This is a genomic window from Nonomuraea sp. NPDC049309, assembly GCF_043196965.1.
Taxonomy (GTDB): Bacteria; Actinomycetota; Actinomycetes; order Streptosporangiales; family Streptosporangiaceae; genus Nonomuraea; species Nonomuraea fastidiosa.
In genome coordinates this window covers 33233-57978 of record NZ_JBICSH010000002.1, presented here as the reverse complement: position 1 = coordinate 57978, position 24746 = coordinate 33233, and the positions used below count along the sequence as shown (strand labels likewise).

25 protein-coding genes are annotated in these 24746 nt (G+C 70.4%); 17 read left to right on the top strand and 8 right to left on the bottom strand.

The annotated features are described in order from the left end of the window. Nucleotides 1–137 precede the first annotated feature (137 nt). Together ACGFIM_RS13945 and ACGFIM_RS13940 are read left to right on the top strand one after the other, a co-directional pair. On the top strand, nucleotides 138–1655 hold the full coding sequence (locus ACGFIM_RS13945) for an OmpA family protein (protein ID WP_393199895.1): 1518 nt from the start codon (nucleotides 138–140) through the stop codon (nucleotides 1653–1655). A gap of 51 nt (nucleotides 1656–1706) precedes the next feature. Then, on the top strand, nucleotides 1707–2627 hold the full coding sequence (locus ACGFIM_RS13940) for a class I SAM-dependent methyltransferase (RefSeq protein ID WP_393199893.1): 921 nt from the start codon (nucleotides 1707–1709) through the stop codon (nucleotides 2625–2627). Between the two features lie 59 nt (nucleotides 2628–2686). Here ACGFIM_RS13940 and ACGFIM_RS13935 read toward each other — a convergent pair whose 3' ends face one another. Then, nucleotides 2687–3442, bottom strand: coding sequence for a class I SAM-dependent methyltransferase (locus ACGFIM_RS13935; RefSeq protein ID WP_393199891.1), 756 nt, complete (start codon nucleotides 3440–3442; stop codon nucleotides 2687–2689). A 72-nt stretch (nucleotides 3443–3514) separates the two neighbouring features. On the opposite strand from ACGFIM_RS13935, the gene ACGFIM_RS13930 reads away from it, so the two are divergent. Together ACGFIM_RS13930 and ACGFIM_RS13925 are read left to right on the top strand one after the other, a co-directional pair. Continuing rightward, a complete protein-coding gene (locus ACGFIM_RS13930; RefSeq protein WP_393199889.1) occupies nucleotides 3515–4081 on the top strand; it encodes a CGNR zinc finger domain-containing protein in 567 nt (188 codons plus the stop codon). Between the two features lies 1 nt (nucleotide 4082). Beyond that, entirely contained in the window at nucleotides 4083–4367 is a 285-nt protein-coding gene (locus tag ACGFIM_RS13925) for a GNAT family N-acetyltransferase (protein ID WP_393199887.1), read from the top strand. Here the strand turns inward: ACGFIM_RS13925 and ACGFIM_RS13920 are convergent. Both ACGFIM_RS13920 and ACGFIM_RS13915 read right to left on the bottom strand, forming a co-directional pair. Further along, complete coding sequence (locus ACGFIM_RS13920; RefSeq protein WP_393199885.1) at nucleotides 4360–5304, bottom strand: D-2-hydroxyacid dehydrogenase family protein; 945 nt, start codon at nucleotides 5302–5304, stop codon at nucleotides 4360–4362. The two genes, ACGFIM_RS13925 and ACGFIM_RS13920, sit on opposite strands and share 8 nt — an antisense overlap. A gap of 316 nt (nucleotides 5305–5620) precedes the next feature. Next, the gene (locus ACGFIM_RS13915; protein WP_393199883.1) at nucleotides 5621–5980 is read right to left on the bottom strand and encodes a hypothetical protein; all 360 of its coding nucleotides are present in this window, start codon (nucleotides 5978–5980) and stop codon (nucleotides 5621–5623) included. A 291-nt stretch (nucleotides 5981–6271) separates the two neighbouring features. Between ACGFIM_RS13915 and ACGFIM_RS13910 the strand changes: the two genes are divergently transcribed. The 8 genes from ACGFIM_RS13910 (at nucleotide 6272) to ACGFIM_RS13875 (ending at nucleotide 13870) form a co-directional block, all read left to right on the top strand. Next, nucleotides 6272–8119 carry a glycosyltransferase family 2 protein gene (locus tag ACGFIM_RS13910; protein ID WP_393199881.1) on the top strand — a complete coding sequence of 616 codons (1848 nt, stop codon included), beginning with the start codon at nucleotides 6272–6274 and terminating at the stop codon, nucleotides 8117–8119. Between the two features lie 76 nt (nucleotides 8120–8195). Continuing rightward, nucleotides 8196–9221 carry an energy-coupling factor ABC transporter permease gene (locus ACGFIM_RS13905; RefSeq protein ID WP_364063179.1) on the top strand — a complete coding sequence of 342 codons (1026 nt, stop codon included), beginning with the start codon at nucleotides 8196–8198 and terminating at the stop codon, nucleotides 9219–9221. Nucleotides 9222–9225: 4 nt separating this feature from the next. Next, entirely contained in the window at nucleotides 9226–9981 is a 756-nt protein-coding gene (gene cbiQ / locus ACGFIM_RS13900; RefSeq protein WP_364063182.1) for a cobalt ECF transporter T component CbiQ, read from the top strand. Beyond that, nucleotides 9975–10712, top strand: coding sequence for an energy-coupling factor ABC transporter ATP-binding protein (locus ACGFIM_RS13895; RefSeq protein ID WP_393202540.1), 738 nt, complete (start codon nucleotides 9975–9977; stop codon nucleotides 10710–10712). The genes cbiQ and ACGFIM_RS13895 overlap by 7 nt, the downstream gene beginning before the upstream one ends. A 367-nt stretch (nucleotides 10713–11079) precedes the next feature. Beyond that, nucleotides 11080–11418, top strand: a complete 339-nt coding sequence (locus ACGFIM_RS13890) for an STAS domain-containing protein (RefSeq protein WP_043624827.1) — start codon at nucleotides 11080–11082, stop codon at nucleotides 11416–11418. Nucleotides 11419–11465: 47 nt separating this feature from the next. After that, nucleotides 11466–12239, top strand: a complete 774-nt coding sequence (locus ACGFIM_RS13885; RefSeq protein WP_393199877.1) for an SDR family NAD(P)-dependent oxidoreductase — start codon at nucleotides 11466–11468, stop codon at nucleotides 12237–12239. Between the two features lie 6 nt (nucleotides 12240–12245). Continuing rightward, a complete protein-coding gene (locus ACGFIM_RS13880) occupies nucleotides 12246–13010 on the top strand; it encodes a crotonase/enoyl-CoA hydratase family protein (protein ID WP_393199875.1) in 765 nt (254 codons plus the stop codon). Between the two features lie 212 nt (nucleotides 13011–13222). Beyond that, nucleotides 13223–13870, top strand: a complete 648-nt coding sequence (locus ACGFIM_RS13875; RefSeq protein WP_393199873.1) for a rhomboid family intramembrane serine protease — start codon at nucleotides 13223–13225, stop codon at nucleotides 13868–13870. Nucleotides 13871–13883: 13 nt separating this feature from the next. Here ACGFIM_RS13875 and ACGFIM_RS13870 read toward each other — a convergent pair whose 3' ends face one another. From ACGFIM_RS13870 to ACGFIM_RS13860, 3 genes are all read right to left on the bottom strand, one after another. Beyond that, the gene (locus tag ACGFIM_RS13870; RefSeq protein WP_393199871.1) at nucleotides 13884–14465 is read right to left on the bottom strand and encodes a TIGR00645 family protein; all 582 of its coding nucleotides are present in this window, start codon (nucleotides 14463–14465) and stop codon (nucleotides 13884–13886) included. 103 nt (nucleotides 14466–14568) lie between these two features. Then, nucleotides 14569–15678, bottom strand: a complete 1110-nt coding sequence (serC, locus tag ACGFIM_RS13865) for a phosphoserine transaminase (protein ID WP_393199869.1) — start codon at nucleotides 15676–15678, stop codon at nucleotides 14569–14571. 220 nt (nucleotides 15679–15898) lie between these two features. Beyond that, entirely contained in the window at nucleotides 15899–17005 is a 1107-nt protein-coding gene (locus ACGFIM_RS13860) for a citrate synthase 2 (protein WP_364063204.1), read from the bottom strand. Nucleotides 17006–17265: 260 nt separating this feature from the next. On the opposite strand from ACGFIM_RS13860, the gene pdxH reads away from it, so the two are divergent. From pdxH to ACGFIM_RS13835, 5 genes are all read left to right on the top strand, one after another. After that, on the top strand, nucleotides 17266–17943 hold the full coding sequence (gene pdxH, locus ACGFIM_RS13855) for a pyridoxamine 5'-phosphate oxidase (RefSeq protein ID WP_393199866.1): 678 nt from the start codon (nucleotides 17266–17268) through the stop codon (nucleotides 17941–17943). A gap of 10 nt (nucleotides 17944–17953) precedes the next feature. Beyond that, nucleotides 17954–19189, top strand: coding sequence for an MFS transporter (locus ACGFIM_RS13850; RefSeq protein ID WP_393199864.1), 1236 nt, complete (start codon nucleotides 17954–17956; stop codon nucleotides 19187–19189). A 177-nt stretch (nucleotides 19190–19366) separates the two neighbouring features. Next, nucleotides 19367–20071: a metal-dependent transcriptional regulator gene (locus ACGFIM_RS13845; RefSeq protein WP_393199862.1), complete on the top strand. Its 705-nt coding sequence runs from the start codon at nucleotides 19367–19369 to the stop codon at nucleotides 20069–20071. 123 nt (nucleotides 20072–20194) lie between these two features. Beyond that, entirely contained in the window at nucleotides 20195–22417 is a 2223-nt protein-coding gene (locus ACGFIM_RS13840) for a SpoIIE family protein phosphatase (RefSeq protein ID WP_393199860.1), read from the top strand. A gap of 16 nt (nucleotides 22418–22433) precedes the next feature. Continuing rightward, entirely contained in the window at nucleotides 22434–23201 is a 768-nt protein-coding gene (locus ACGFIM_RS13835) for an alpha/beta fold hydrolase (RefSeq protein WP_393199858.1), read from the top strand. 30 nt (nucleotides 23202–23231) lie between these two features. Here ACGFIM_RS13835 and ACGFIM_RS13830 read toward each other — a convergent pair whose 3' ends face one another. Continuing rightward, nucleotides 23232–23393, bottom strand: coding sequence for a hypothetical protein (locus ACGFIM_RS13830; protein WP_364068758.1), 162 nt, complete (start codon nucleotides 23391–23393; stop codon nucleotides 23232–23234). Nucleotides 23394–23437: 44 nt separating this feature from the next. Next, nucleotides 23438–24583, bottom strand: coding sequence for an acyl-CoA dehydrogenase family protein (locus ACGFIM_RS13825; protein WP_393199855.1), 1146 nt, complete (start codon nucleotides 24581–24583; stop codon nucleotides 23438–23440). Between the last annotated feature and the right edge of the window lie 163 nt (nucleotides 24584–24746).

Below are 24746 nucleotides of genomic sequence, written 5' to 3'. Positions count from 1 at the left end.
CTCCGCCCAACCCGTCCAGTACGGGCTGAGCGCCGTTGCCTTCTGTCCCCGTCCGCGCCGACCCGGTACAAGTGAGCACCGTACCAGGGCGGCGAAATTCGCTGGCGGGATTTTTCGGACATGGAACAATCGCCGGCATGTTCCACCGAAACCATGCCATGGCCGCCGCGATCCTGGCGCTCGCCGTGGCAGGTTGCGGGATGTCGTCCCCGCGCGAGACCCCGCCACCTCCGGCCCCATCGAGCGCCTCCCCGGCGCCGTCATCGGCGACGCCCACCGGCGGCGGGTCCCCGGCGCAGGACACCAGGCCCGCGCTCGCCGAGACCCGCAGCACGATGACGGAGGACTTCAAGCTCGAGGTCGTCGGGCTCAACCGGGTCAAGGGCAAGCATCTGGTCGTGCAGCTCCGCCTGTCCAACACCGGCACGGACGACCTTCCGTGGACCGGCGAACTGGGCGACCACACCCGCCCGCTCGGCGAGATCAGGTGGGCGTCCGGCATCGGGGTGCTCGACGCGGCGGCCCACACGTGGCTGCTGCCGTACCGGCCGGACGGCTCCCCGTGCCTGTGCAGCGACCAGACGCGCGACGATCTCCCGTACGCGATCCCGCCAGGCGAGTCGATCACCGTGTACGCGGTGGTCCCCGCCCCCTCGGGTAACCCGGCCACGGCCACCGTCGTCACCCCGGTCGCCCCGCCCATGCCGGACGTGCCGATCAGCGACGAGCCCCCGGCCGGCGACTTCCCCGACCCCGACGCGCAGGCCGTGCTCCCGATCGTCCGGCGGATCGTGACGCCGTCGGAGTCGCTCGACAAGTCGGACGAGATCGCCGACAACGGCACCGACCTGCAGGTCAACCTCTCCTCGGACGTGCTGTTCGCCGTCGACAAGGCCACGCTGACGGGCAAGGCGAAGGCGGTGCTCGCGCGTACGGCGAAGCTCATCGACGCGTCCCCGGCCGCCACGGTGCGGGTCGAGGGCCACGCGGACGCCACCGGCAACGACGCCATCAACGACCCGCTCTCCGAGCGCCGCGCCCAGGCCGTGCAGCGGGAGCTGGAGAACCTGGTGACCCGCGACGGCGTACGCTTCCAGGCCCGCGGCTTCGGCTCGCGCCGCCCGCTCTACGACAACGGCACCGAGGAGGGCAGGCGCCGCAACCGGCGCGTGACGGTCACCTTCGCCAGGCCGCAGGAGCGGCGGGAACCGGCCGCCGGCGCCACCCGGACGTCCGAGCCCGCCGAGGTCAAGGCGGCCGGGGGCGAGCCGTTCTCGATGAAGGTCACCGGGCTGCGCCGGCTGCCGGGCGGGCTCGGGCTGCTGACGTACGAGATCACGAACGAGGGCTCGGCCGAGACCTGGTACAACGAGCTGCACCACGCGCAGGACTGGGAGAGCCTCACCCACCAGGCGGCCGGCAACGTGCGGCTGACCGACCAGGCGGGACGCCGCCGTTACCTGCCCGGACGGCTCCAGACGGACAAGGGCGCCTACTGCGCCTGCACCGACGTCTCCGGCGTGCGCAGCACCACCGAGAAGTACGCCCCCGGCCAGACCCGTACGTTCTGGAGCCTCTTCGCCCTGCCCGGCGAGGCCGCCACCGTCCAGGCGGAGATCGCCACGTTCCCCCGTCTCGACCTGTCGATCGGCTGATCGCACGGCAGACTGGGCGTGTACTGATATATCCCGAAAAAAGGATCAGTCATGCCCCTGTCCACAGCGCGCCTCACCATCGATCACCCCGACCAGCGCCTCGCCCGGCTGGCCGAGGAGCTGAAGCCGGACGCCCGGCTCACCGGCCCAGGCAGGGGCACGGTGAGCCTGCCCGGCGGCACCTGCACGGTGCTGGCGTCGAGGAGCGAACTGCTGCTGATCGCCGCCGCGGCCGGCGCGGACGGGCTGGCGGAGGTCCAGGACGCGGTCACGCGGCACCTCCAGGAGCCGGTGGTGTGGGACGCGCCCGTGAACGGAGACCGGATCGAGCCGGTCTCCCCGATCGTCGAGGACTACCTGCTCGCCCACTGCACCCCCGCCGACGACCTGCTGCGCGAACTCGCCGCCACGACGCGGGAGCTGACCGGGCGCTCGGCCGGGATGCAGATCTCGGCCGACGAGGGCGCGCTGCTCGGCATGCTGGTACGCCTTGCGGGAGCGCGGCAGGCGATCGAGGTCGGGGTGTTCACGGGGTACTCGTCGCTGTGCATCGCCCGTGCGCTGCCCGATGACGGGCGGCTCATCGCCTGTGACGTGAGCACCGAGTGGACCTCCATCGCCCGGCCGTTCTGGGAGCGGGCGGGCGTGGCCGATCGCATCGACCTCAGGATCGGCCCCGCGATCGACACGCTGCGCGCGCTGCCCGCCGAGCCCGCCTTCGACTTCGCCTTCGTGGACGCCGACAAGCCCGGCTACCCCGCCTACTACGAGGAGATCGTCCCCAGACTGCGGCCGGGCGGGCTGCTGGTGCTCGACAACGTGTTCCTCGGCGGCCAGGTGTTCGACCCCGGCTGCCAGGGTGAGGGCGCCGTGGCGATGCGCCGGGTGAACGACGCGATCGCCCGCGACGACCGGCTCGACTGCGTGATGCTGCCCGTGCGGGACGGCGTCACGATCGCACGCAAACGCTGATCACAGCTCGCCGAGCGGGGTGCTCCGGCAGCGCGTCGTCGGCAGGCGCTCTGGCGCCGTCAGCCCCGTACGGCGCACAGCAGCCGGTTGTTCCCGCGCTGCCAGAGCGTGCCGATCTCCGTGAACCCGGCCTCGCGCAGCGCCGCCACGTGCTGCGACAGCAGGCGGGACTCCGAGCCGTGGTGGCCGGCCCCCGCGGTGGTGCGCTCGCGGTCGAGCTCGGCGAGGTCGGGGTCGGCGGCGACGGCGTCCCACCAGGAGCGCCAGTCCTCCGGGCGGTCGGCTCCGAAGACGCGCTCGGTGTGCAGCTCGTGGATGGCGTGTTCGAGGCGGGAGAGCGCGGGCGTGGTGTCGTCGGTGTCCATGTGGTCGCCGTTGAGCAGCAGCCCGCCGGGCCGCAGCACGCTCGCCAGTTCGGCGTACATGCCCTTGAGCTCGGGCTCGGAGATCCAGTGCAGCGCGGTGGTGCTGACCGCCGCGTCGGCCGGGCCGTCCAGGCCGAGCCGGTCGCTCCACCCGCTCTCCCGCAGGTCCGCCGTCACGAACGTGAGCCGCGGGTACGCGGCCCGCCCGAGCCCGATGAGCAGCGGGTCGGCGTCCACGGAGATCACCTTGGCGTCGGGCAGCCGGTCGAGGAGCCGCGCGGACAGGGAGCCGGGGCCGCAGCCGAGGTCGATGACCACGGGGTCGGGCCGGCCGAGCGCCTGCACCGCGTCGATCAGCGCGGTGAAACGCTCCTCCCGATCGGGCAGATAACCCTCCTGCTGGCGGTCCCAGCGCGCGATCCACTGCTGTGCGGCATCGTGAGTCAGCACAGAAAGCCCCCTGTAACTGCCACCTAGACTTTGGGCAGTCACAACGTACGGCACGAAGGTGTAACGGGTCAATTGGATTTCAACAGTCACACAGACGCCGTGGTGAGGGTGGCGGTGGCTCTCGTCAACGCGCTGACCCCGGGAGAGCAGCGCGGCCGGGCCTTCCCCGAGCCCGCCGACCTGGGCGCGGCCGCCACCGCGGCCCTGCGCACGGTCTATCCGTCCTTCCGTGAGGTCAGCGCGGCGGAGGGCGCGGAGCTGGCCGAGGTCGCACGCCGGCTGCGCGCGGTCTTCACCGCCGTCGCAGGCGACGACATCGACGGCGCGGCCGAACTGGTGAACGCGCTGCTGGCCGAGACCGGCGCGCGGCCCCACCTCGAACGCCACGACGGCGAGCCGTGGCACCTGCACTTCCACGGCCCCGGCGGCACCATGGCCGGCGACTGGGCGGCCGGCTGCGCGACGGGCCTCGCGGTCGTGCTGGGCAGCGAGTTCCACGACCGGCTCGGCGTCTGCACGGCCCCGCACTGCGACCGCGTGTACGTGGACGTCTCCCGCAACGGCACGCGCCGCTTCTGCTCGACCGCCTGCCAGAACCGCGTGAAAACGGCCGCTTTCCGAGCACGGGCGAAGGGATGACATGCGAGTCCGCCGAGCCGTCGCAGGCGACGCCGGGCGCATCGCCGCGATCCACGTGCTGCCGGCCGCCTGGAAGCGCGGTGCCGGGCACCGGTTGATGACGGAGGCGATGCGGACGTTCGGGCAGGCGGGCTACGCGTCGGCCACCCTGTGGGTGCTGGAGGGCAACGACCGCGCGATCGGCTTCTACGAGCGGGCGGGCTGGCGGCCCGACGGCGCGGTCAAGGACGCCGTGATCGGTGGCCGCCCGGTCCGCGAGCCGCGCTACCGCTGCGACCTCAGGTGAGCCGGCGGATGGGCTCGCCGTCAATGAAGGCGTCGATGTCCTCGACCGCCTCCCTGAAGAAGGTGCCGTAGTTGAGCTCGGTCACGTACCCCAGGTGGGGCGTGGCCAGCACGTTGGGCAGCGTACGGAACTCGTGCCCCTCCGGCAGCGGCTCCACGTCGTAGACGTCGAGGCCGGCGCCCGCGATGCGCCCCTCGCGCAGGGCGGCGGCCAGCGCGTCCTGGTCGACGATCGCCGCCCGCGAGGTGTTGACGAGGTAGGCGGTCGGCTTCATCAGGTCCAGCTCGCGCGCGCCGAGCAGGCCGCGGGTGCGGTCGGAGAGCACGAGGTGGATGGTGACGATGTCGGAGCCGGTGAGCAGCGCGTCGAGGTCGGGCGCCAGGCGGGCGCCGCACTCGGCGGCGCGCTCCTTGGTGAGGTTCTGGCTCCAGGCCACGACGTCCATGCCGAACGCCTTGCCGACGGCGGCCACCCGCGATCCGATGCGGCCGAGGCCGAGCAGCCCGAGCGTGCGGCCGTGCAGGTCGAAGCCGAGGGTGTGCTGCCAGGGGCCGCCGGCGCGCAGGGCGTTGGCCTCGGGCAGCAGGTGGCGGGCGAGGCCGAGGATCAGCGCCCAGGTCAGCTCGACCGTGGGGGTGGAGCTGCTGCCGGTGCCGCAGACGGTGACGCCGTTCTCGCGGGCGGCCGCGAGGTCGATGGAGGCGTTGCGCCTGCCGGTGGTGACGAGCAGGCGCAGGTTGGGCAGCCGGGCGAACACCTCGGCGGTGAACGGCGTGCGCTCGCGCATCGCGACGATGATCTCGCAGTCGTGGACGGCGGTGACGAGGTCGTCGACCGTGGCGAAGTGGTCGCGATAGCTCCTAGCCTGCACCCGGGACCAGTCGGCCAGGCCGAGTGCGACGTCCTGGTAATCATCGAGTACAGCGCAGCGCAACATGATCAGCCATGTTACGCCCCCTGCCCCAGCTCCCCGGGGACGGCCCCCGGGGAGCTGGAGCCCGCTCAGATGCGCGCGGCGCTACGATCAGGAGCGGCTGGAGCCGCTGCCACTGCAGGCTGCCGCGCGACCGTGCAAGACGTGCATTTCGGGCTTCCCTTGACTATGAGACGCCCCAAACGCCACAACGGTTCACCCCAATTTATCGCATTCTCGGCGGTTTCCCGGATCGCTGCTGAAACACGCGCCCGGCGGGCCGCGCCCCGGTGGCCGCGGCGAGCGGCGGCCTTGGCAAAAGCCGAGTGCCGAATGCCGTTCAAGCGGCGCCCGACAAACCCGAGAGCCGGTCACGTTCGAGGTGCACGCGCAGGATCTCCTGGCGTTCCTCGTTGATTCTGCGGCACAACACCAGGTACGCCTTCAGCACCTGGCGATATCGCGCGTGCGCCTGTTCGAGCTGATCCTCCAGCAGGAGGGCGCGCTCGGTGTCGCCGTGCTGCCGGGCCTCGGCCACCAGGGCGCGCGCCTCGTCCACGATCTCCTCCGCGCGCAACCGGGTACGGCGCAGCAGGACGGCGCATTCGTACAGCTCCGTGAGCCGTGCCGAGGAAACGATGAACTCCGCCGTGTGCACGGCCGATTCGTTCGCGGTGTCACCGCGCAGGTCCGATCCCATTCCCGCCACCTCCGAGTCAGGTCGCCTAACTGTAGACGTGTCAGGTTCCCGACGGGATCACCGGAGGCCCGCCGCGGTGGGGGAAAGCACCAGGCGGAGATGGATTCCTTCTCCCGGGTGGGAAATCACCATCCCTGAAACCCATTCGACGCTGCGTGAATGGACTATTTGGCGACCCTGCGAGGCTGTTTCGGCTTAATGCCGCGATTCTCCGGTCTTAGCAAAAGCATGGGGATGAAGACGCGCGATCGGCTCTCGCGGATGCCCGTACTCGTCACATACTGAAGCGGGATGACGACGCGACGTGACTCTGGAGTGGTGGCGATGCCGGGGACAGGCAGCGATGACGACGCGGTCGACGTCAGCGTCGTCATCCCCGTGCACAACTGCCGGCCCTACATCGACCGGTGTCTCACTTCGGCGCTCGTGCAGCGGGTGAAGAAGGAGATCGTGGTGGTGGACGACGGCTCCACCGACGGCAGCGGCGAGCTGCTCGACCTGTACGCCTCCTACCACCCCGGCTGCGTCAAGGTCTTGCACATCGACGGCAGCGGCGGCGCCGGCCGCCCGCGCAACGTCGGCATCGAGCACGCCACCGGCCGCTACGTCTTCTTCTGCGACGCCGACGACTACCTCGGCCCGGAGGCGCTCGAGCGCATGGTCTCCGTGGCCGACGCCAACTCGTCCGACATCGTGCTCGGCCGCATCGTCGGCCACGGCAGGCGCGCGCCGGTCTCGATGTTCCAGCACAACGCCGACCGGGTGAGCCTCGGCGACAGCCCCGTCTACAACAGTCTGAGCTGTTTCAAGCTGTTCAGGCGCGAGCTGCTCGAACGCCACCGCATCAGGTTCGGCGAGGGCATGCTCGTGGGGGAGGACATTCTCTTCAGCGTCCACGCCTACTGCCATGCGGGGCCGATCTCCATCGTGGCCGACTACGACTGCTACCACCTGGTGTCCAGGCCCGACGGCAGCAGCATCATGCAGCAGGCGGGCAGCAGGGACCCGCTGGCCTGGCTGGCGATGATCAAAGAGCCGATCCGGCTCATGGCCAGGCACGTCGAGCCGGGCCCGCTGCGCGACCACCTGCTGCGCAGGCACTTCAGGCTCGACGTGTTCACCCAGCTCGGCACGCCGTTCCTGGAGAGCGACGACGTGCGCAGGAAGGAGATCGCACGCGAGGTCGCCGCGATCGTCGACGAGTGGTACACGCCGGGGGTGCACGAGCGGCTCAACACCATCGACAGGCAGCGGGCCGACGCGCTCGGCGACATCGACCGCCTGGTGCGCCTGGCCCGCATCGAGAGCGCCACCGTGCGCCGCAGGCTGACCGGGCTGCGCTGGGAGGGCGACCGGCTGGTGGTGACCGGCGCGGCCCGCCTCGACGGCATCACCAGGGACGACGGCCTGACGGTGGTGCTGCGCGCCCGCCACGACCCGGGCACCGAGCTGGTGCTGCCGGTCGAGCGCAAGGGCGGCGAGTTCACCGTCCGGCTGGACGTCGGCGCGCTCGCGTCCGGCGTCTGGGACCTGCGGGTGGCGGTCGAGATCGAGGGCGTGATCCGGCTGGGGCGGCTCGGGGCCGATCGCGAGAGCGACATCGGCAGGCCGCGGCCCCGGCTGATCGGCGGCGTCGTGGTGCTGCCCTACTTCACCAGGGACAACGGCAACCTCAGCATCGACGTGGGCGGCCACGTGGTGGCGGTGCCCGGTACGGCCAGGCTGACCAGGACGCGCTGGTCGCTCGGCCGGCGGCTGCTGATCGACGGTGAGGTCTCGGTGGCGGGCACGGCGCCGCAGGCGGCGTCCATCAAGCGGCTGGTGTGGCGGGAGCGGCGCAGCGGCTGCGAGCGGGCCGAGCGGGTGGTGCCGCTGCCGGGCGGCGGGTTCGCGGCCCGGCCCGCCGTGGGGCGGCTCGCGCCGGGGACCTGGGATGCGTACCTGGAGCTCGATCTGGGCGGGCCGCCCGCGCGGTTCAGGATCGAGACGGGCGGCGGCACGGTGGCGGCCCCGAGCAGGTGGTGGACGGTGGCGCTGATGCGCAGCGTGCGGCCGTACGCGACGGCGGGCAAGGGGCGGCTGAGCGCGGTGGTCAAGCGGCTGACGGCCGAAAGTCTGGTGAAAAGACTTCTGCGCTAATTGCCAACTATGTGCAGGTGCAAGACGATGTCCTAAAGTAAGGACCGTTTGTCCGACCTGCTCACTGGAGGCAGCGGTGCACGTACCCGATGGCTTCTTCAACGCTGTGACCTCCGTCTCCGCCGGTGTCGTGGCCGCCGCCGGTGTCGCGGTGTGCCTGCGCGGCGCGCGGCGCGAGCTCGACGACCGGACCGCGCCCATGGCCGGGCTGGTCGCGGCGTTCATCTTCGCCGTGCAGATGCTGAACTTCCCGGTCGCGGCGGGCACCAGCGGACACCTGATGGGCGGGGCGCTGGCGGCGATACTCGTGGGGCCGTACACGGGCGTGTTGTGCATGGCCGTGGTGCTGCTCGTGCAAGGCGTGTTCTTCGCCGACGGCGGGCTGACGGCGCTCGGCGTCAACGTCACGATCATGGGCCTGGTCACCGTGCTCGTCGGCTGGGGCGTCTTCAAGCTGGTCACGGGCCTGGCCAAGGGCAAGGTCGTGATCGCCGCGTTCCTGGGCGCGCTGGTCTCGGTGCCGGCCGCCGCGCTGGTGTTCACGCTGCTGTTCTGGATCGGCGGCACCGCCCCGATCGAGGTGGGCGCCGTCGCCGCCGCGATGGGCGGCGTGCACGTGCTGATCGGCATCGGCGAGGCGGTCATCACGGCCCTGACCGTCGGTGCCGTGCTGGCCGTGCGGCCCGACCTCGTGTACGGCGCCCGCGGCCTGGCCAAGCCGCTGGTCCTGCGCGGCGCGGACGGCGAGACCACGGTGGCCGGGCAGCAGCCCGTGGCCCCGGCGCGCGGCGGGCTCAAGCCGTTCCTGCTCGGCGGTATCGGCGTGACGCTGGTGCTGGCCGGTGTCGTGTCGTTCTTCGCCTCGCCCGACCCCGACGGCCTGGAGGCGGTGGCCGAGAACAAGGGCTTCAGCGACCAGGCCGCCGACCACCTGTTCGGGTCGTGGGCGCTGGCCGACTACGGTGATGTGGGCGGCATCCCCGTGGGTGTGGCCGGGATCATCGGCGTGGGGCTCGTGCTGCTGATCGCCGGGGTCGTCGCCTACGCGGCGCGCGGCCGCGGTGAGTCCGCTGACCAGAGCCGGGACGAGATCAAGGCGTGAGACGTTGAGCGCGGGGCACCACCACCAGCTGTACCTGCCGGGCGATTCCGTCGTGCATCGGCTGCCGCCGCAGTGCAAGCTGCTGGCGGTCTTCGCCTTCGCCCTCGTGGTGGTGGCCACCCCGCGCGAAAGCTTCTGGGCCTTCGCCGCGTACGCCGTGCTGCTGGCCGGCGTCGCGGCGGCGGCCAGGGTCCCGGCGCTCTATGTGCTGCGGCGGATGGCGATCGAGGTGCCCTTCGTGCTGTTCGCCTTCCTCATCCCGGTCATCGGGATGGGGGAGCGCACCACGGTGCTCGGGCTCTCGCTGAGCGTGCCCGGCCTGTGGGCGGCCTGGAACATCCTCGCCAAGGCCACGCTGGGCGTGGTGGCGTCCATCCTGCTCGCGGCCACGACCGAGCCGCGCGCGATCCTCATGGGGGCGCAGCGGCTGCGGCTGCCGAGCCTGCTGGTGCAGATCGCGATGTTCATGCTCAGGTACCTCGACGTGATCGTGGACGAGATGCGGCGCATGCGGGTGGCCAGGGAGTCGCGGGGGTTCGAGGCGCGGAACTTCCGCCAGATCCCGGTGCTCGCGCGGTCGGCGGGCGCGCTGTTCATCCGCTCGTACGAGCGGGGCGAGCGGGTGCATCTGGCGATGCTGAGCAGGGGATACGCGGGCAGTATGCCGATAATTCATGACATGACGGCATCCGTACGCCAATGGGGCCTCGCGCTGGCCCTGCCCGCCATCGCACTCGCAGTGTTGGGACTCACCTGGTGAACTCACTCGAAGTCCGGCAGCTCGCCTACGCCTACCCGGACGGCACGCAGGCGCTGTTCGGCGTGGACCTGACGATCGCCCGCGGCGAGCGTGTCGCCCTGCTCGGCCCCAACGGCGCCGGCAAGACCACGCTCGTCATGCACCTCAACGGCATCCTCACCCCGGGGCACGGCACGGTCACCGTGGCCGGCACCCCCGTCCGCAAGGACACGCTGAAAGAGATCAGGCAGCGCGTCGGCCTGGTCTTCCAGGATCCCGACGACCAGCTCTTCATGCCGACCGTACGCGACGACGTGGCCTTCGGCCCGGCCAACGCGGGCCTGCGGGGCGAGGAGCTGGACCGGGTGGTCAAAGACGCGCTGGAGCGCGTCGGCATGCTGGAGTTCGCCGACCGGCCGCCGCACCACCTGTCGTTCGGGCAGCGCCGCAGGGTGGCGGTGGCCACGGTGCTGGCGATGGCGCCGGAGATCCTGGTGCTCGACGAGCCCTCGTCCAACCTCGACCCGGCCGCGCGCAGGGAGCTGGCGGAGATCCTGCGCTCGCTCGACGTGACGGTGCTCATGGTCACCCACGACCTGCCGTACGCGCTGGAGCTGTGCGAGCGCTCGGTCATCCTGTCCGGGGGAGTGATCGCCGCCGACGGGCCCACGCGGCGGCTGCTGGCCGACTCCGAGCTGCTGGCGCGGCACCGGCTGGAGCTGCCCTACGGGTTCGCCATCCCGGCGGCCTGAGCCCTCGGCCGTCCCGGGCTGTCTGAGACCCAGCCGTCCTCTGTGGCACGACCGCTCGGCCTGGCGCTCGGCCTGGCGCGTGGCCTGAGGCGTGGCCTGAGATGCGGCCTGAGCCTTTGAGTCGTCCGAGAGGGCTTGGAAGGCGCCTGGAGTGCGGTTCCGCGGCCTCTGGCGTACCTGGAGCTCCCGCTAGGCTCGGGTTGGAGCAACCGGCCCTAGATGGGTAAAAACCCTGAGCGTGGTTCTTGACGGGGCGTTTGGTACGCGTTTAGGCCCGCCTTGTCCCCCAACACCCGACTTTTCGTAGTTTGTGCATGCCCGCGATCCGGGGATGTCGAAGTACAGTGGCTCATCGAGGAGGGGCCCAATGAAGCTGCGGCTTGCGCGACACGCCCTGGGTGACGCCGTGGTGGTGGCCGTCGAGGGAGAGCTTGACCTGTTCACCGCGCCGTTCCTGCGCGACGAGGTACGCGATGCCATCAAGCAGGACGGCGCGCGGCTCGTGCTCGACCTGCAGCAGCTGTCGTTCATGGACTCGAGCGGCCTGTCCGTGCTGATCGAGGCGTGGCGGCTGGCCACCGGCGAGGGCGGCGGCGTCTCCCTGGCCGCGCCCCAGGCCCCCGTCGCCCGCATCCTGCGCACGACCGGCCTCGACCGCCGGATCAAGGTCTACTCCGACGTCGACACGGCCGTGGGCGAGATTTAGCCGCCCCCGAGTAGAACTTCATTCGGTCTGCGGTTAAGGTCCACGTTATGGACGTGAACGGATCTGCAGCAATCATCTCCGGCGGCGCCAGCGGCCTCGGCGAGGCGACCGCCCGCGAGCTCGCCCGAGCCGGCGCCACCGTGGTCATCGCCGACCTCAACGAGGAGCGCGGCAAGGCCGTCGCCGACGAGATCGGCGGCGTCTTCGTCAAGACCGACGTCTCCGACACCGAGCAGGTGCAGGCGGCCGTGGACGCCGCCGTGGCCACCGGCAAGCCGCTGCGCGTGGTCGTCAACAGCGCCGGCATCGGCTGGGCGGAGCGCACGGTCAACCGCGAGGGCAAGCCGCACAACCCGGCCTCCTACCGCAAGGTCATCGAGGTCAACCTGATCGGCACGTTCAACCTCATGAGCATCGCCGCGGCGGCCATCGCCAAGACCGAGCCGGCCGACGCCGACGGCCAGCGCGGCGTGGTCATCAACACCGCCTCCGTGGCGGCGCTCGAAGGGCAGACCGGGCAGCTCGCGTACTCGGCGTCCAAGGGCGGCATCGTGGGCATGACCGTGCCCGCGGCGCGCGACCTGTCGGCCATCGGCGTACGGGTGAACACGATCTGCCCCGGCATCATCGACACCCCGATCTACGGCTTCTCGCCGAACGCCGAGGAGTTCAAGGCCAAGCTGGTCGCGCCGGTGGTCTTCCCCAAGCGCATGGGCCGCGCCGACGAGTTCGCCCACCTGGTGAAGTCGCTCATCGAGAACGACTACATGAACGCCGAGGTCATCCGCTTCGACGGCGGCATCCGCTTCCAGCCCAAGTGAGGTCCCGTGTCTGACGAAGTGCTCGTCGAAGAGTCCGGCAACGTGGCCGTCATCACGATCAACCGCCCCAAGGCGCGCAACGCGATCAACGGGGCGGTGGCCAGGGGCATGGCGGAGGCGCTGGACGCCCTGGACGCACGTCCCGACATCTCCGCCTACGTCCTGACCGGGGCGGGCGGCACCTTCTCCGCCGGCATGGACCTCAAGGGCTTCCTCAGCGGTGACATGCCGGTGGTCGAGGGCCGCGGCTTCGGCGGCATCACCGAGGCGCCGCCGAAGAAGCCGCTGGTGGCCGCCGTCGAGGGCTACGCGCTGGCGGGCGGGTTCGAGCTCGCGCTCTCCTGCGACGTCATCGTGGCGTCGTCGGAGGCCAAGTTCGGGCTGCCCGAGCCCAAGCGGGGCCTCGTGGCGGCCGCGGGCGGCATCATGCGGCTGCCCCGGCGCATCCCGTACCACGTGGCCATGGAGATCGCGCTGACCGGCGACCACTACCCGGCCTCCCGCCTGTACGAGCTGGGCCTGGTCAACCGCGTCACCGAGCCGGGCGCGGCGCTGGAGGGCGCGCTGGAGCTGGCGAAGAAGATCGCCGCGAACGCGCCGCTCTCGCTCATCGCGACCAAGCGGGTCGTGATCGAGTCGCAGGACTGGTCGCTGGACGAGATGTTCAAGAAGCAGTCCGCGATCGTGAACCCGGTCTTCGCCTCCAAGGACGCGATGGAAGGCGCTGCGGCCTTCGCCGAGAAGCGCGCGCCCCGGTGGAAGGGCGAGTGACCGCGCCCGGCAGCGTCTGATCGCGTCTGATCGCGTCTGATGGCGTCTGATCGCGCCTGATGGCGTTTGATGGCGTCTGATGGCGTCTGATGGCGTCGTGAAGAGGTGTCCCCTCCCGGTTGACCACGAAACGGGAGGGGAACGCTCTAGCGCGCACCCGGCTTCGCCTGGATACGGTAAAGGGAGAGGAGGACGACCTACCGGGAGAGCGCATGAGCGACTATTCGGGTTCCAGGTTCGAGTCCGCCAAGCGCGGCGCCGGAGCCCTGCTGTCGGGTGCCCTGAGCGCGCTCATCGTCATGGTCACCATGCTCGCGGTGATGTGGCTCGTGGAGGGCGTCGACTTCTTCCTCGGCGGCACCCTCGACTACGAGTACGGCATCAGGGGCTGGGACCCCGACGGCCTGCTCGGCATCCTCTTCGCGCCGTTCCTCCACGTCGGCTTCGGCCATCTGATGGCCAACTCGGTGCCGCTGCTCGTGCTGGGCTTCCTGGCGGGCCTGCGCGACATCCGCAAGTTCCTCTGGGCCACCGTGCTGATCATCTTCATCGGCGGCATCGGCACGTGGCTGCTCAGCGGCCCGATGACCTACACCGTCGGGGCCAGCGGCCTGGTCTTCGGCTACTTCGGCTTCATCGTGGCGCGCGGCATCTTCGACCACCGGCTGCTCGACATCCTCATCGCGATCGGCGTCGGCGTGGCCTACTGGGGCATCCTCGCGGGCGTGCTGCCCAACCAGCCGGGCATCTCCTGGCAGGGACACCTGTTCGGCCTCATCGGCGGTGTGGTGGCGGCCTGGGTGCTGCGCCGCAAGAAGCGCGAGCTGCCGCCCGCCACCTCGTATCCGTACCTGAGCTGAAGACGTACCCGGGCTAGATGTGCGGGCGCGTGTGCTCGGCCGGCGACGACGACAGCAGGCGGTCGATCCAGGCCAGGCCGAGCGCCGAGACCACGAACGCCAGGTGGATGAACGTCTGCCACATGATCTTGTCGTTGGGGATCTCGCCCGCCCTGATGAACGTCTGCAGCAGGTGCACCGACGAGATGCCGATGATGGCGGTGGCCAGCTTGACCTTCAGCACGTTCGCGTTGACGTGGGAGAGCCACTCGGGCTCGTCGGGGTGGCCGTCGAGGTTGATGCGGGAGACGAACGTCTCGTAACCGCCGATGATCACCATGATGAGCAGGTTCGAGATCATCACGACGTCGATCAGCGCCAGCACGGTGAGCATGACCACGGCCTCGGGCGAGGTGCCGTCGGACGGCGGCGCGCTGTGCAGGAAGACGCCTTCGATGAGGTGCCACAGCTCGATCGCGAACTGCCAGACGTAGACCGCCTGGGCCACGATGAGGCCGACGTAGAGGGGGACCTGCAGCCAGCGGCTGGCGAACATGAGGTAGCCGAGGCTCTTCTGCCGTGCGGTCCCCTGGCCGAACGAGGGCTTGTCGGGCAAGGACGTTCCTAGTCGTGAAATGTCGAAGCGTGGTGGACAGGAGTAGCAAGAGGCCAGCACCGAGGATCCGGTGCTGGCCTTCGCGGTTGCGGGCTGGACGCCGCTAGAGGCGCTCGACGACGTAGTCGATGCAGGTCGTCAGAGCCTCGATGTCGGCCGGGTCGATGGCCGGGAACATCGCGATGCGCAGCTGGTTGCGGCCCAGCTTGCGGTAGGGCTCGGTGTCGACGATGCCGTTGGCGCGCAGCACCTTGGCCACCGCCGCGGCGTCGACGTCGTCGTTGAAGTCGATCGTGCCGACCACCTGCGAGCGGAACTCGGGCGCCGCGAACGGGGTGGCGAAGGACGACTTCTCGGCCCACGTGTACAGGCGCGAGGCGGAGTCGGCCGTGCGGGCGGTGGTCCAGGCCAGGCCGCCGTTGCCGTTCATCCAGTCGAGCTGGTCGGCCAGCAGGAACAGCGTGGCCACGGCCGGGGTGTTGTAGGTCTGGTCCTTCGCGCTGTTGTCGATCGCGACGGGCAGGCTGAAGAACTCGGGGACGTAGCGGCCGCTCGCGGCGATCTCCTCGACCCTGGCCAGGGCGCGCGGCGACATGATCGCGATCCACAGGCCGCCGTCGGAGGCGAAGCTCTTCTGCGGGGCGAAGTAGTAGACGTCGGCCTCGTTGAGGTCGACGGGCAGGCCGCCCGCGCCGGAGGTGGCGTCGACCAGCACCAGCGAGTCGTCGGAGCCGACCCGCTTGATCGGCATCGCCACGCCGGTGGAGGTCTCGTTGTGGGTCAGCGCGTAGGCGTCGACGCCGTCCTCGGCGACCGCCTCGGGGTGGGTGCCGACCTCGGACTTGATGACGCTCGGCTCGGCCAGCCAGGGCGCCTTCTTGGTGACCGCCGCGAACTTCGAGGAGAACTCGCCGAACGACAGGTGCTGCGACTTCTCGCGGATGAGCCCGAAGGCCGCGATCTCCCAGAACGCGGTGGTGCCGCCGTTGCCCAGCACGACCTGGTAGCCCTCGGGCAGCGAGAACAGGTCGGCAAGGCCCGACCGGACGCGGCCGACCAGGTTCTTGACCGGCTTCTGGCGGTGCGAGGTGCCCATGACGCTCGCACCGGAGGCGGCGAGCGCGGCCAGCTGCTCCGGGCGAACCTTCGAAGGACCGCAGCCGAAGCGGCCGTCGGCGGGCTTGATGTCAGCGGGAATCACGATGTCAGCCACGTAACGGAGCCTACCGACCTGCGGGGACTGGCTCGCACGCGGCCCGGATTCTGAGACGCGGGGCACGTCACCGCCCGCTTCGAAAGCCTGTGAAAGCCCTCAAAGCCCTCAGGGCGTCGGAAAACGCCCCCAGAGGCTCCCAGAGCCTCCCAGAGACGAGGAACGGCTACCGCAGGGCCCTGAGGAGCCGCGCGGTAGCCGTCAGCGGGGGATGAGCGTGTCAGAACTTGCCGACGACCTCGTCGGCCCCTGGGACGTCGGTCAGCGGGCGCGAGGCCGGGCCGACGTACTTGGCGCTGGGGCGGACCAGCCTGCCCGTGCGCTTCTGCTCCAGGATGTGCGCGGCCCAGCCGGCCGTGCGGGCGCAGGTGAACATGGAGGTGAACATGTGGGCGGGCACCTCGGCGAAGTCGAGGACCACGGCGGCCCAGTACTCCACGTTGGTGGCCAGCACCCGGTCGGGCTTGCGGGCGTGCAGCTCCTCCAGCGCGGCCTGCTCAAGGGCGGCGGCGACCTCGTAGCGGGGCGCGCCGAGCTCCTTGGCGGTGCGCCGCAGCACACGGGCCCGCGGGTCCTCCGCGCGGTAGACGCGGTGGCCGAAGCCCATGAGGCGGTTGCCCTTGTCGAGCTCGCTCTGGACGTACTTCTTGGCGTCGCCGAGCTGCTCGACGCCCTCGATCATGTGCAGGACGCGCGCGGGGGCGCCGCCGTGCAGCGGGCCCGACATCGCGCCGACCGCGCCGGACAGGGCGGCCGCCACGTCGGCGCCGGTGGAGGCGATGACGCGGGCGGTGAACGTGGAGGCGTTCATGCCGTGCTCGGCGGCGGAGGTCCAGTAGGCGTCGATGGCCTTGACGTGCTTGGGGTCGGGCTCACCGCGCCAGCGGATCATGAAACGCTCGACGATGGTCTTGGCCTCGTCGACGCGGCTCTGCGGCACCATCGGCAGGCCGAGGCCGCGCGCGGACTGCGCGACGAAGGACAGGGCCATCACCGACGCGCGCGCGAGCTGGTCGCGCGCCTCCTCGTCGCTGATGTCGAGCAGCGGCTTGAAGCCGTAGGCCGGAGCCAGCATCGCCAGCGCGCTCTGCACGTCGACGCGGATGTCTCCGGAGTGGACAGGGATGGGGTACGGCTCCGCCGGGGGCAGGCCCGGCTGGAACGCGTTGTCGACCAGAAGGCCCCAAACGTGTCCGAATGGGACACGGCCGACAAGCTCTTCGATGTCGACGCCCCGGTATCGAAGGGCGCCCCCTTCTTTGTCCGGTTCCGCGATCTCGGTCTCGAAAGCTACGACGCCTTCGAGGCCGGGTTTGAAGTCGGACATTCTCGGCCGCCTCCCTTTCTTGCCATGTTTCGGCAACGCGATGCTCTGCCATGTCGCGGCCGCCACAGGGGTCTCATAGTCGTTCTCCCCTCGTGCTGGCCCGCTATGTTGATGTCGAGATACCGGCGGGTCAATTTAACCCCCTCCCAGGTCGTGGTCGGTCTCCGGACCCGCCGTTCGGGCAAAGCCCCTGGTCGAAGGCTGGGTCGGACTTTGGGGGACGACCCGCTGGCAGGCGGACCCACCATGTGATCCGCCGCATGAGCGCGCAAGAATACCGTCTCGTGGATGCCACCCCGCGCCCGCCCATGCTGGCGGGGCTTCGCCGTACGTACGAGGGCGAGCCGCTGCTCGAATCGGACCTCGCGGCCGACCCGATCACGCAGTTCACCGTGTGGTTCCAGGAGGCGCTCGACGCCGGCCTGCCGGAACCCAACGCGATGGTGCTCGCCACCGCCTCCGCGGGCGGCCGGCCGAGCGCCAGGACGGTCCTGCTCAAGGGCTACGACGAGCGCGGATTCGTCTTCTACACCAACTACGAGTCCCGCAAGGGCCGCGACCTGGCGGAGAACCCGCGCGCGTCCCTGCTCTTCCCGTGGCATCCGCTGCGCCGCCAGGTCCGCGTGGAGGGCACGGTGACCCGCCTGTCGCCGGAGGAGTCCGCCGAATACTTCAACTCCCGCCCGTACGGCTCGCGCATCGGCGCGTGGGCCTCGCGGCAGTCGGCGGTGGTGCGGTCGAGGGAGGAGCTGGACGCCCGCTACGAGGAGCTGGCGGCGCGCTGGCCGGAGAACCCGCCGGTGCCCGACTTCTGGGGCGGCTTCCGCGTCTACCCCCTTGAGGTGGAGTTCTGGCAGGGGCAGCTCGACAGGATGCACGACCGGCTGCGCTACCGGAGGACCCGACCCGGCTGGGTGCTGGAGAGACTTGCCCCTTAATGTTCCTTAGGTGCTCATCGGGGACCTGGTCAAGCGTCACTTCGTCGATACGCGTCCGCTGGGCGTCCCGGCCTACCGCCGGATCTGGACCGGCCAGACCGTCTCCAACATCGGGGTGCACGTCACCGTCATCGCGGTCGGCCAGCAGGTCTTCGAGCTGACCCGGTCCTCGTTCTACGTGGGCCTGATCGGCATGGCCAACCTCATCCCGCTCATCGTCTTCGGCCTGTGGGGCGGGGCCATCGCCGACGCCGTCGACCGGCGCAGGCTGCTCATCACCGGCTCGCTCATCGCCTGGGCGGCCACCCTGTTCATCTTCCTCCAGGCCCTGCTGGACCTGCAGAACGTCTGGCTGATCCTCCTCGCGGTCGCGGTCAACTCCACCGGCTTCGCGATCACCGGGCCGACCAGGGGCGCGATCATCCCGCGCATCCTGGGCGCCGAGCTGGTGCCCGCCGCGAACGCGCTCAACTCGCTCGTCTTCAGCATGGCCGCGGTCGTCGGCCCCATGGTCGGGGCGGCCGTGATGACCGGCGGCGGGTTCGCGGCGGCGTACGCGCTGGACGCCGTGCTCTTCAGCGCCAGCCTGTACGCGGCGCTCAAGCTCCCCCCGCTGCCCCCGCAGGGCAAGGTGACCAGGCCGGGGCTCAAGTCCGTGATCGACGGCTTCAGCTTCATCGCCAAAAGCCCCGTGCTGCTGATGTCCTTCGTCGTGGACATCATCGCGATGGTCCTCGCCATGCCGAGGGCGCTCTACCCGGAGCTGACCGCCGAGCGCTTCGGCGGCTCCGAGCTGGCGCTCGGCTGGATGACCTCGGCCATGGGCATCGGCTCCCTGGCCGGCGCGCTGTTCTCCGGCTGGGTCGGCCGGGTCAAGCGGCAGGGGGTGGGGCTGTCGATCATCATCGCCGTCTGGGGGCTCGCGGTGGCGGGCGCGGGGCTCGCGCACGACCTGTGGCTGGTGGTGCTGCTCATGGCCGTCGGCGGCGTGGCCGACGTCATCTCCTCGGTGTGGCGGCAGTCGATCCTGCAGCTCTACGCGCCCGACGAGATGCGCGGCCGGCTCCAGGGCGTCTTCCTCGTCGTGGTGGCCGGCGGGCCGCGCCTCGGCGAGCTGCGGGCCGGCGCGACGGCGACGGCGTTCGGGCTGACCGGAGCCTGGGTGGGCGGCGGGCTCGCCTGCGCCGTCACCGTGCTCATCGTCGGCCTGTCCGTACGCGGCTTCCGCGAATACCGCGCCCGTTAGGCCCCTCGGCCGCCCTTTCCCGCATTGCGCGGCACGGGAACGAACCCGGCCGCTCAATTGTTTGCTTTCTCAACCGTCCCCGGCCGTTCCCCCCTTAGGGTTCGTGTGACTTCTGCGCCCGAGTTCGACGGGCTCAGTCCCCACGTCGAACGGCGTACCATGCAGTTGGGAGGAGCCTTGACCGCACACGGCCTGATCGATACCACGGAGATGTATCTCCGCACGATTTACGAGCTCGAAGAAGAGGGCATCGTCCCCCTCCGGGCCCGCATCGCAGAACGTCTTCAGCAGAGCGGCCCCACCGTCAGCCAGACCGTCGCCCGCATGGAGCGCGACGGGCTGGTCCGCGTCGAAGGTGACCGTCACCTCGCGATGACCGAGCTGGGACGCACGCTCGCCACCCGCGTGATGCGCAAGCACCGCCTCGCCGAATGCCTGCTCACCCAGGTCATCGGGCTGCCCTGGGAAGAGGTGCACATCGAGGCGTGCCGCTGGGAGCACGTCATGTCCGAGTCCGTCGAGACGCGGCTCGTGACGCTGCTCGACAACCCGACCGTCTGCCCGCACGGCAACCCGATCCCCGGCCTGGCCGAGCTGGGCGCCCGCGAGCCCGCCGACACGGGCGACGACGCGCTCACCACGATGAGCGAGCTCGCCGCCAACGGCGATACGGCCGTCGTCGTGCGCCGAATCAGCGAACAAGTGCAAAGCGATCCCGCTGCGATGCTTAAACTCAAGCAAGTTGGGATACAACCCGGACGCGAGGTGACGCTCGCGGCGAGCGACGACGGTGTACGGGTGACAGGTGACGGTGACGCGAACGAAACTCCTGCGGAACTTCCCCGCGATATCGCCGCGCACGTTTTTGTCTCCAAGCGCTGACGCGCGCGCGGCTACTTGGTTGAATCCCTCTAGGGAGGCCCTCCACTCTCCCCTGGCCAAGACTGTTGCAGGAGTGCCCGTGGTCCGTCGTGCAGACACGCCACCCCGAGGAGTGGTCTCCGGATGAAGCGTTGGGGGGATCTGTCACAAGAAGCGGCCGATCACCTGGCTGCCGGGGCCGTGCTCGACCAGGCCGAGATGGCGGTCATCGTCACCGACCGTTTCAGCAATCTCCTCTACTGGAACCCGTTCGCCGAAAAGCTTTTCGGCGCGCCGGACAAGTCGCCCTCGCGTGACTCGTCCGCGCTGTCCCTCGGGATCATGGAGAAGGACCACCCGGTCGCCGTCGAGCTGGCCAAACAGGTGCTCAAGGGCGGCGTCTGGGAGGGCACGTTCGACGTGCGCCGCGCCGACGGCACGATCGTCTACGTCCGCGCGCAGGCGGTGCCGCTGCGCCACCCCTCGGGGCAGGTGACGGGCATCGTCCTGACGGCCAGGGAGGCGCTGCGCAGCAACGAGCGGGAGAAGGACCGCTTCGGCCTGCTGGAGCGCATCGGCGAGCGGCTGGCCGGCTCGCTGTACGTCGAGGAGACGCTCAAGCGCGTCGCCGAGATGCTGGTGCCTCAGTTCGCCGACCACTGCTTCATCGAGCTGATGGAGGGCGACCGGCTGGTCCGCCGGGTCTCCCAGCACGTGCAGGGGTGGACGCCGCCGTCGGGCACATGGAAGCCGGTGGGGGCGGAGATCCGCTACCCCCCCGGCCACTACGCCGACACCGCGCTCCGCCGCCAGGAGACGATCCTCGTCGAGGACTTCTCGCGCAGCCGCTACCCCGCGCCCCATGAGGGCAGCGCGCGGCTGTGCGGCGAGATCGGCATGACCTCGGCCATCGTGGCGCCGCTGCTGGTGCGCGGCGAGACGCTGGGCCTGATGTACCTCGGGCTGTCCAACCTCACCGACCGCCGCAGCCCCCACTACGACGCCTTCGACCGCGACTTCGTGGGCGCCATCGCCACCCGGGTCGCGCTCGCCATCGACAACGCGCTGCTCTTCGAAGAGGAGCGCCACACCGCCGAGTCGTTCCAGAAATACCTGCTGCCGCGCGCGCTGCCGCAGCTCGACGGCCTGCAGATCGCGGTGCGCTACTACCCGGCCGCCCCGCTCGCCTCCCACGGCCAGGGCATCCAGACCCAGGTCGGCGGCGACTGGTACGACGTCATCCCGCTGTCGGCCGGCCGCGTCGGCATCGTGATCGGCGACGTCGAGGGCAGAGGCGCCAAGGCGGCGGCCATCATGGGCCAGCTCAGGGCCGCGCTGCGGGCGTTCGCCCAGGACGACAAGTCGCCGGCCGACATCCTGGCCAGGCTCGACGAGTGGACCCGCATCATCGCCACCCCCGAGCAGGACGACAAGGGCGGCGAGGTCAGCATCCCGCCGATCGTCACCTGCCAATACCTGGTCTACGACGCCTGGTCGCGGCAGCTGTCGTTCGCCAACGCCGGGCACGCGCCGCCGCTGCTGCTGGTCGACGGCGAGTGCCGCGAGCTGGAGATCGAGGAGGTCGGCCAGCCGCTCGGCGTGCGCGCCAAGGGCCTGCACGCCGACCTCGTCTACAAGGAGGAGACCCGCACGCTCCCGCCGGGCGCTGCGCTGCTGCTCTACACCGACGGCCTGGTCGATCGCCGGCCCAGCCGCGACGGCACCTCGCCGAGCGAGGAGGAGACGCTCGGCATCCTGTGCGAGAAGCTCTCCAAGCTGTCCGGCGCCGAGGTCGAGCGCATCGCCGACGCCGCCACGGTCGCGGTGCCCGGCGAGATCGACGACGACATGGCGATCCTCGTGGTCCGCTCCAGCGACGTCGATCTCGACGTCGAGTCCCGCACCTTCCCCGCCCAGCCGATCATGGTCGGCGAGGCGCGGCGCATGGCCGCGGAGGCCTTCGCGAGCTGGAACGTCCCTGAAGAGCGGGCCGAGCTGGCCTGCCTGCTGGTCTCCGAGGTCGTGACCAACGTGGTGCTGCACGCCGCCGCCGCGGGCGTGCCGCGCAGGGAGCTGGTCGTCGAGGGGCCGCCGCTGCCGTTCGAGGAGTCGTGGGACGTCCCCGGCCTCGAAGAGGAGGAGGTCGGCGACAAGGAGTTCACGCTGCGGCTGCGCAGGGGCGCGGAGTCGGTCTGGGTCGAGGTGTTCGACCAGGACCTGCGGCTGCCCCGCATCCGCAGCGCGGGGGAGAACGACGAGGGCGGGCGCGGCCTTTACCTGGTGGATCAGCTCGCCAGGCGTTGGGGCTCGCGTCCTACCAGGGAAGGCAAAGCCGTCTGGTTCGAGATTCCCACGCGCGGCAGGTGAGTGTTCTACTGGCGCAATGGACCTGGCCTTCGAACGACGGGGCTCCGGCGCGCCGCTGATCCTCATCCACGGCATCGGCCACCACTGGCAGGGCTGGCTGCCGGTGCTCGACCGGCTGGCCGCCGCCCGTACGGTGATCGCGCTCGACCTGCCCGGGTTCGGCGCGTCGCCCGGCCTGCCCGACGGCGTCCCCTACACCGCCGAGTCGCTGGCGGACGCGGTCGAGTCGTTCTGCGCGCGGCTCGGCGTACGCGAGCCGCACGTCGCGGGCAACTCGCTGGGCGGCTACATCGCGCTCGAGCTGGCCTCGCGCGGCGTCGTGAGCTCGGCCACCGCGCTGTCTCCCGCCGGGTTCTGGTCCCGCCCCGAGCTGCTCTACTGCCAGGCGGTGCTGCGCGCGCTGCGGGCCACGGCCCGCTCGCTGCCCGCTGACCGGCTCGCCAGGACGGCGGAGAGCCGCTACCTGCGTACGGTGTCGGCCGGCGTCCTGGTCGCCCGCCCCGGCCGCCTCGACCCCGCCGCCCTCACCGCCGCCACCGAGGCGCTGGCCCGCTCGGCCGGGTTCGACGAGACGCTGGAGTCGTTCACCGGGCTGATGCCGCCCGCCCCGCCCAAGTCGCCCGTCACGATCGCGTGGGGCGAGCACGACCGGCTGCTGCTGCGCCGCCAGGCCGTACGCGCGGCCCGCTGGTCGGGGCAGCGGGTGAAGCTGCTCAAGGGCTGCGGCCACGTGCCGATGAGCGACGACCCCGAGCTGGTGGCCGAGGTCATCCTGCGCGGCTAGCGCCGCGGGCGGCCGAGCGCCCGCCGATCCTCAGATCTTCGTCTGGCCCCAGAGCAGCAGCATGACCAGGATGAACACGATCATCACACCGGCGTAGCCGACGGGGCCGAGGCGGATCGCCCGGCGCACGCGGTTGAGGCCCCAGGCGAACAGCAGTGCCAGGAAGATCAGGAGGATCAGGCCGCTGTCCATGCTGTCCAGTATGCGGCGGAATCAGGGTCGCCGCGCTGAAGGCGTCAGAATTGGAAGGATCTGCCGATGATCTCTTTCATGATCTCGGTGGTGCCGCCGTAGATCGTCTGGACGCGGCTGTCCAGCCACGCCTTGGCGACCGGGTACTCCGTCATGTAGCCGTACCCGCCGTGCAGCTGCAGGCAGCGGTCGACGACCTTGTTCTGCAGCTCGGTCGTCCACCACTTGGCCTTGGCGGCGTCCACGGCGGTCAGCCGGCCCGCGTTCAGCGCGAGGATGCACTTGTCCACGTAGTGGCGGGCGATCTCGGTCTCGGTGGCCAGCTCCGCCAGGACGAAGCGGGTGTTCTGGAACGAGCCGATGCTGCGGCCGAACGCCTGGCGGGTCCTGCAGTACTCGATCGTCTGCTCCAGCACCGCCTCCGCCGCGGCCACCGCCGCCACCGCGATCGACAGGCGCTCCTGCGGCAGGTTGTTCATGAGCTGGAAGAAGCCCTCGCCCTCCTTGGGGCCGAGGCGGTTGGCCACGGGGACGCGGACGTTCTCGAAGAACAGCTCGGCCGTGTCCTGGGCCTTCATGCCGACCTTGTCCAAGTTCCTGCCGCGTGCGAAGCCCTCCATGCCCCGCTCGGCCACGAGCAGCGTGATGCCCCGCGCCCCCTTGTCCGGGTCGGTCTTGGCCACCACGACGACGAGGTCGGCGTTGATGCCGTTCGTGATGAACGTCTTCTGCCCGTTGAGCACGTAGTGGTCGCCGTCGCGGACCGCCGTCGTCCTGATGCCCTGAAGGTCGCTGCCCGCGCCCGGCTCGGTCATGGCGATCGCGGTGATCAGCTCGCCGCTCGCGAAGCCGGGCAGCCAGCGCTGCTTCTGCTCATCGTTCGTCAGGCCGACGACGTACGGGGCCATGACGTCGTTGTGCAGCGAGAAGCCGAGGCCGGTCGCGCCGTTGCGCATGATCTCCTCGACGATGATCGCGTTGTAGCGGAAGTCCTCGACGCCCGCGCCGCCGTACTCCTCCGGCACCGAGAAGCCGAACATGCCCAGTTCCCCGGCCTTCTTCCAGACCTCGCGGGGCACGATGCCGTCCTTCTCCCACTGGGGGTGGTGCGGCACGACCTCGCGGGCCATGAACTCGCGGACGGTCTCGCGGAAGAGCAGGTGCTCCTCGTCGAAGAGGTCACGCTCCATCGAACGCCTCCAGGCCAGAATTCTCTTCTGTTACCGCCACGTATACCCGCTTTCGCAGGCTTAAGGGGGACCTGGACACGGGTTCATCACAAGTGCTGGAAGAAGGGGAGAACCGCCTGTGTTGCGATGTTTGCCGCCATAAGATCTACCCTCGGTCTATTTG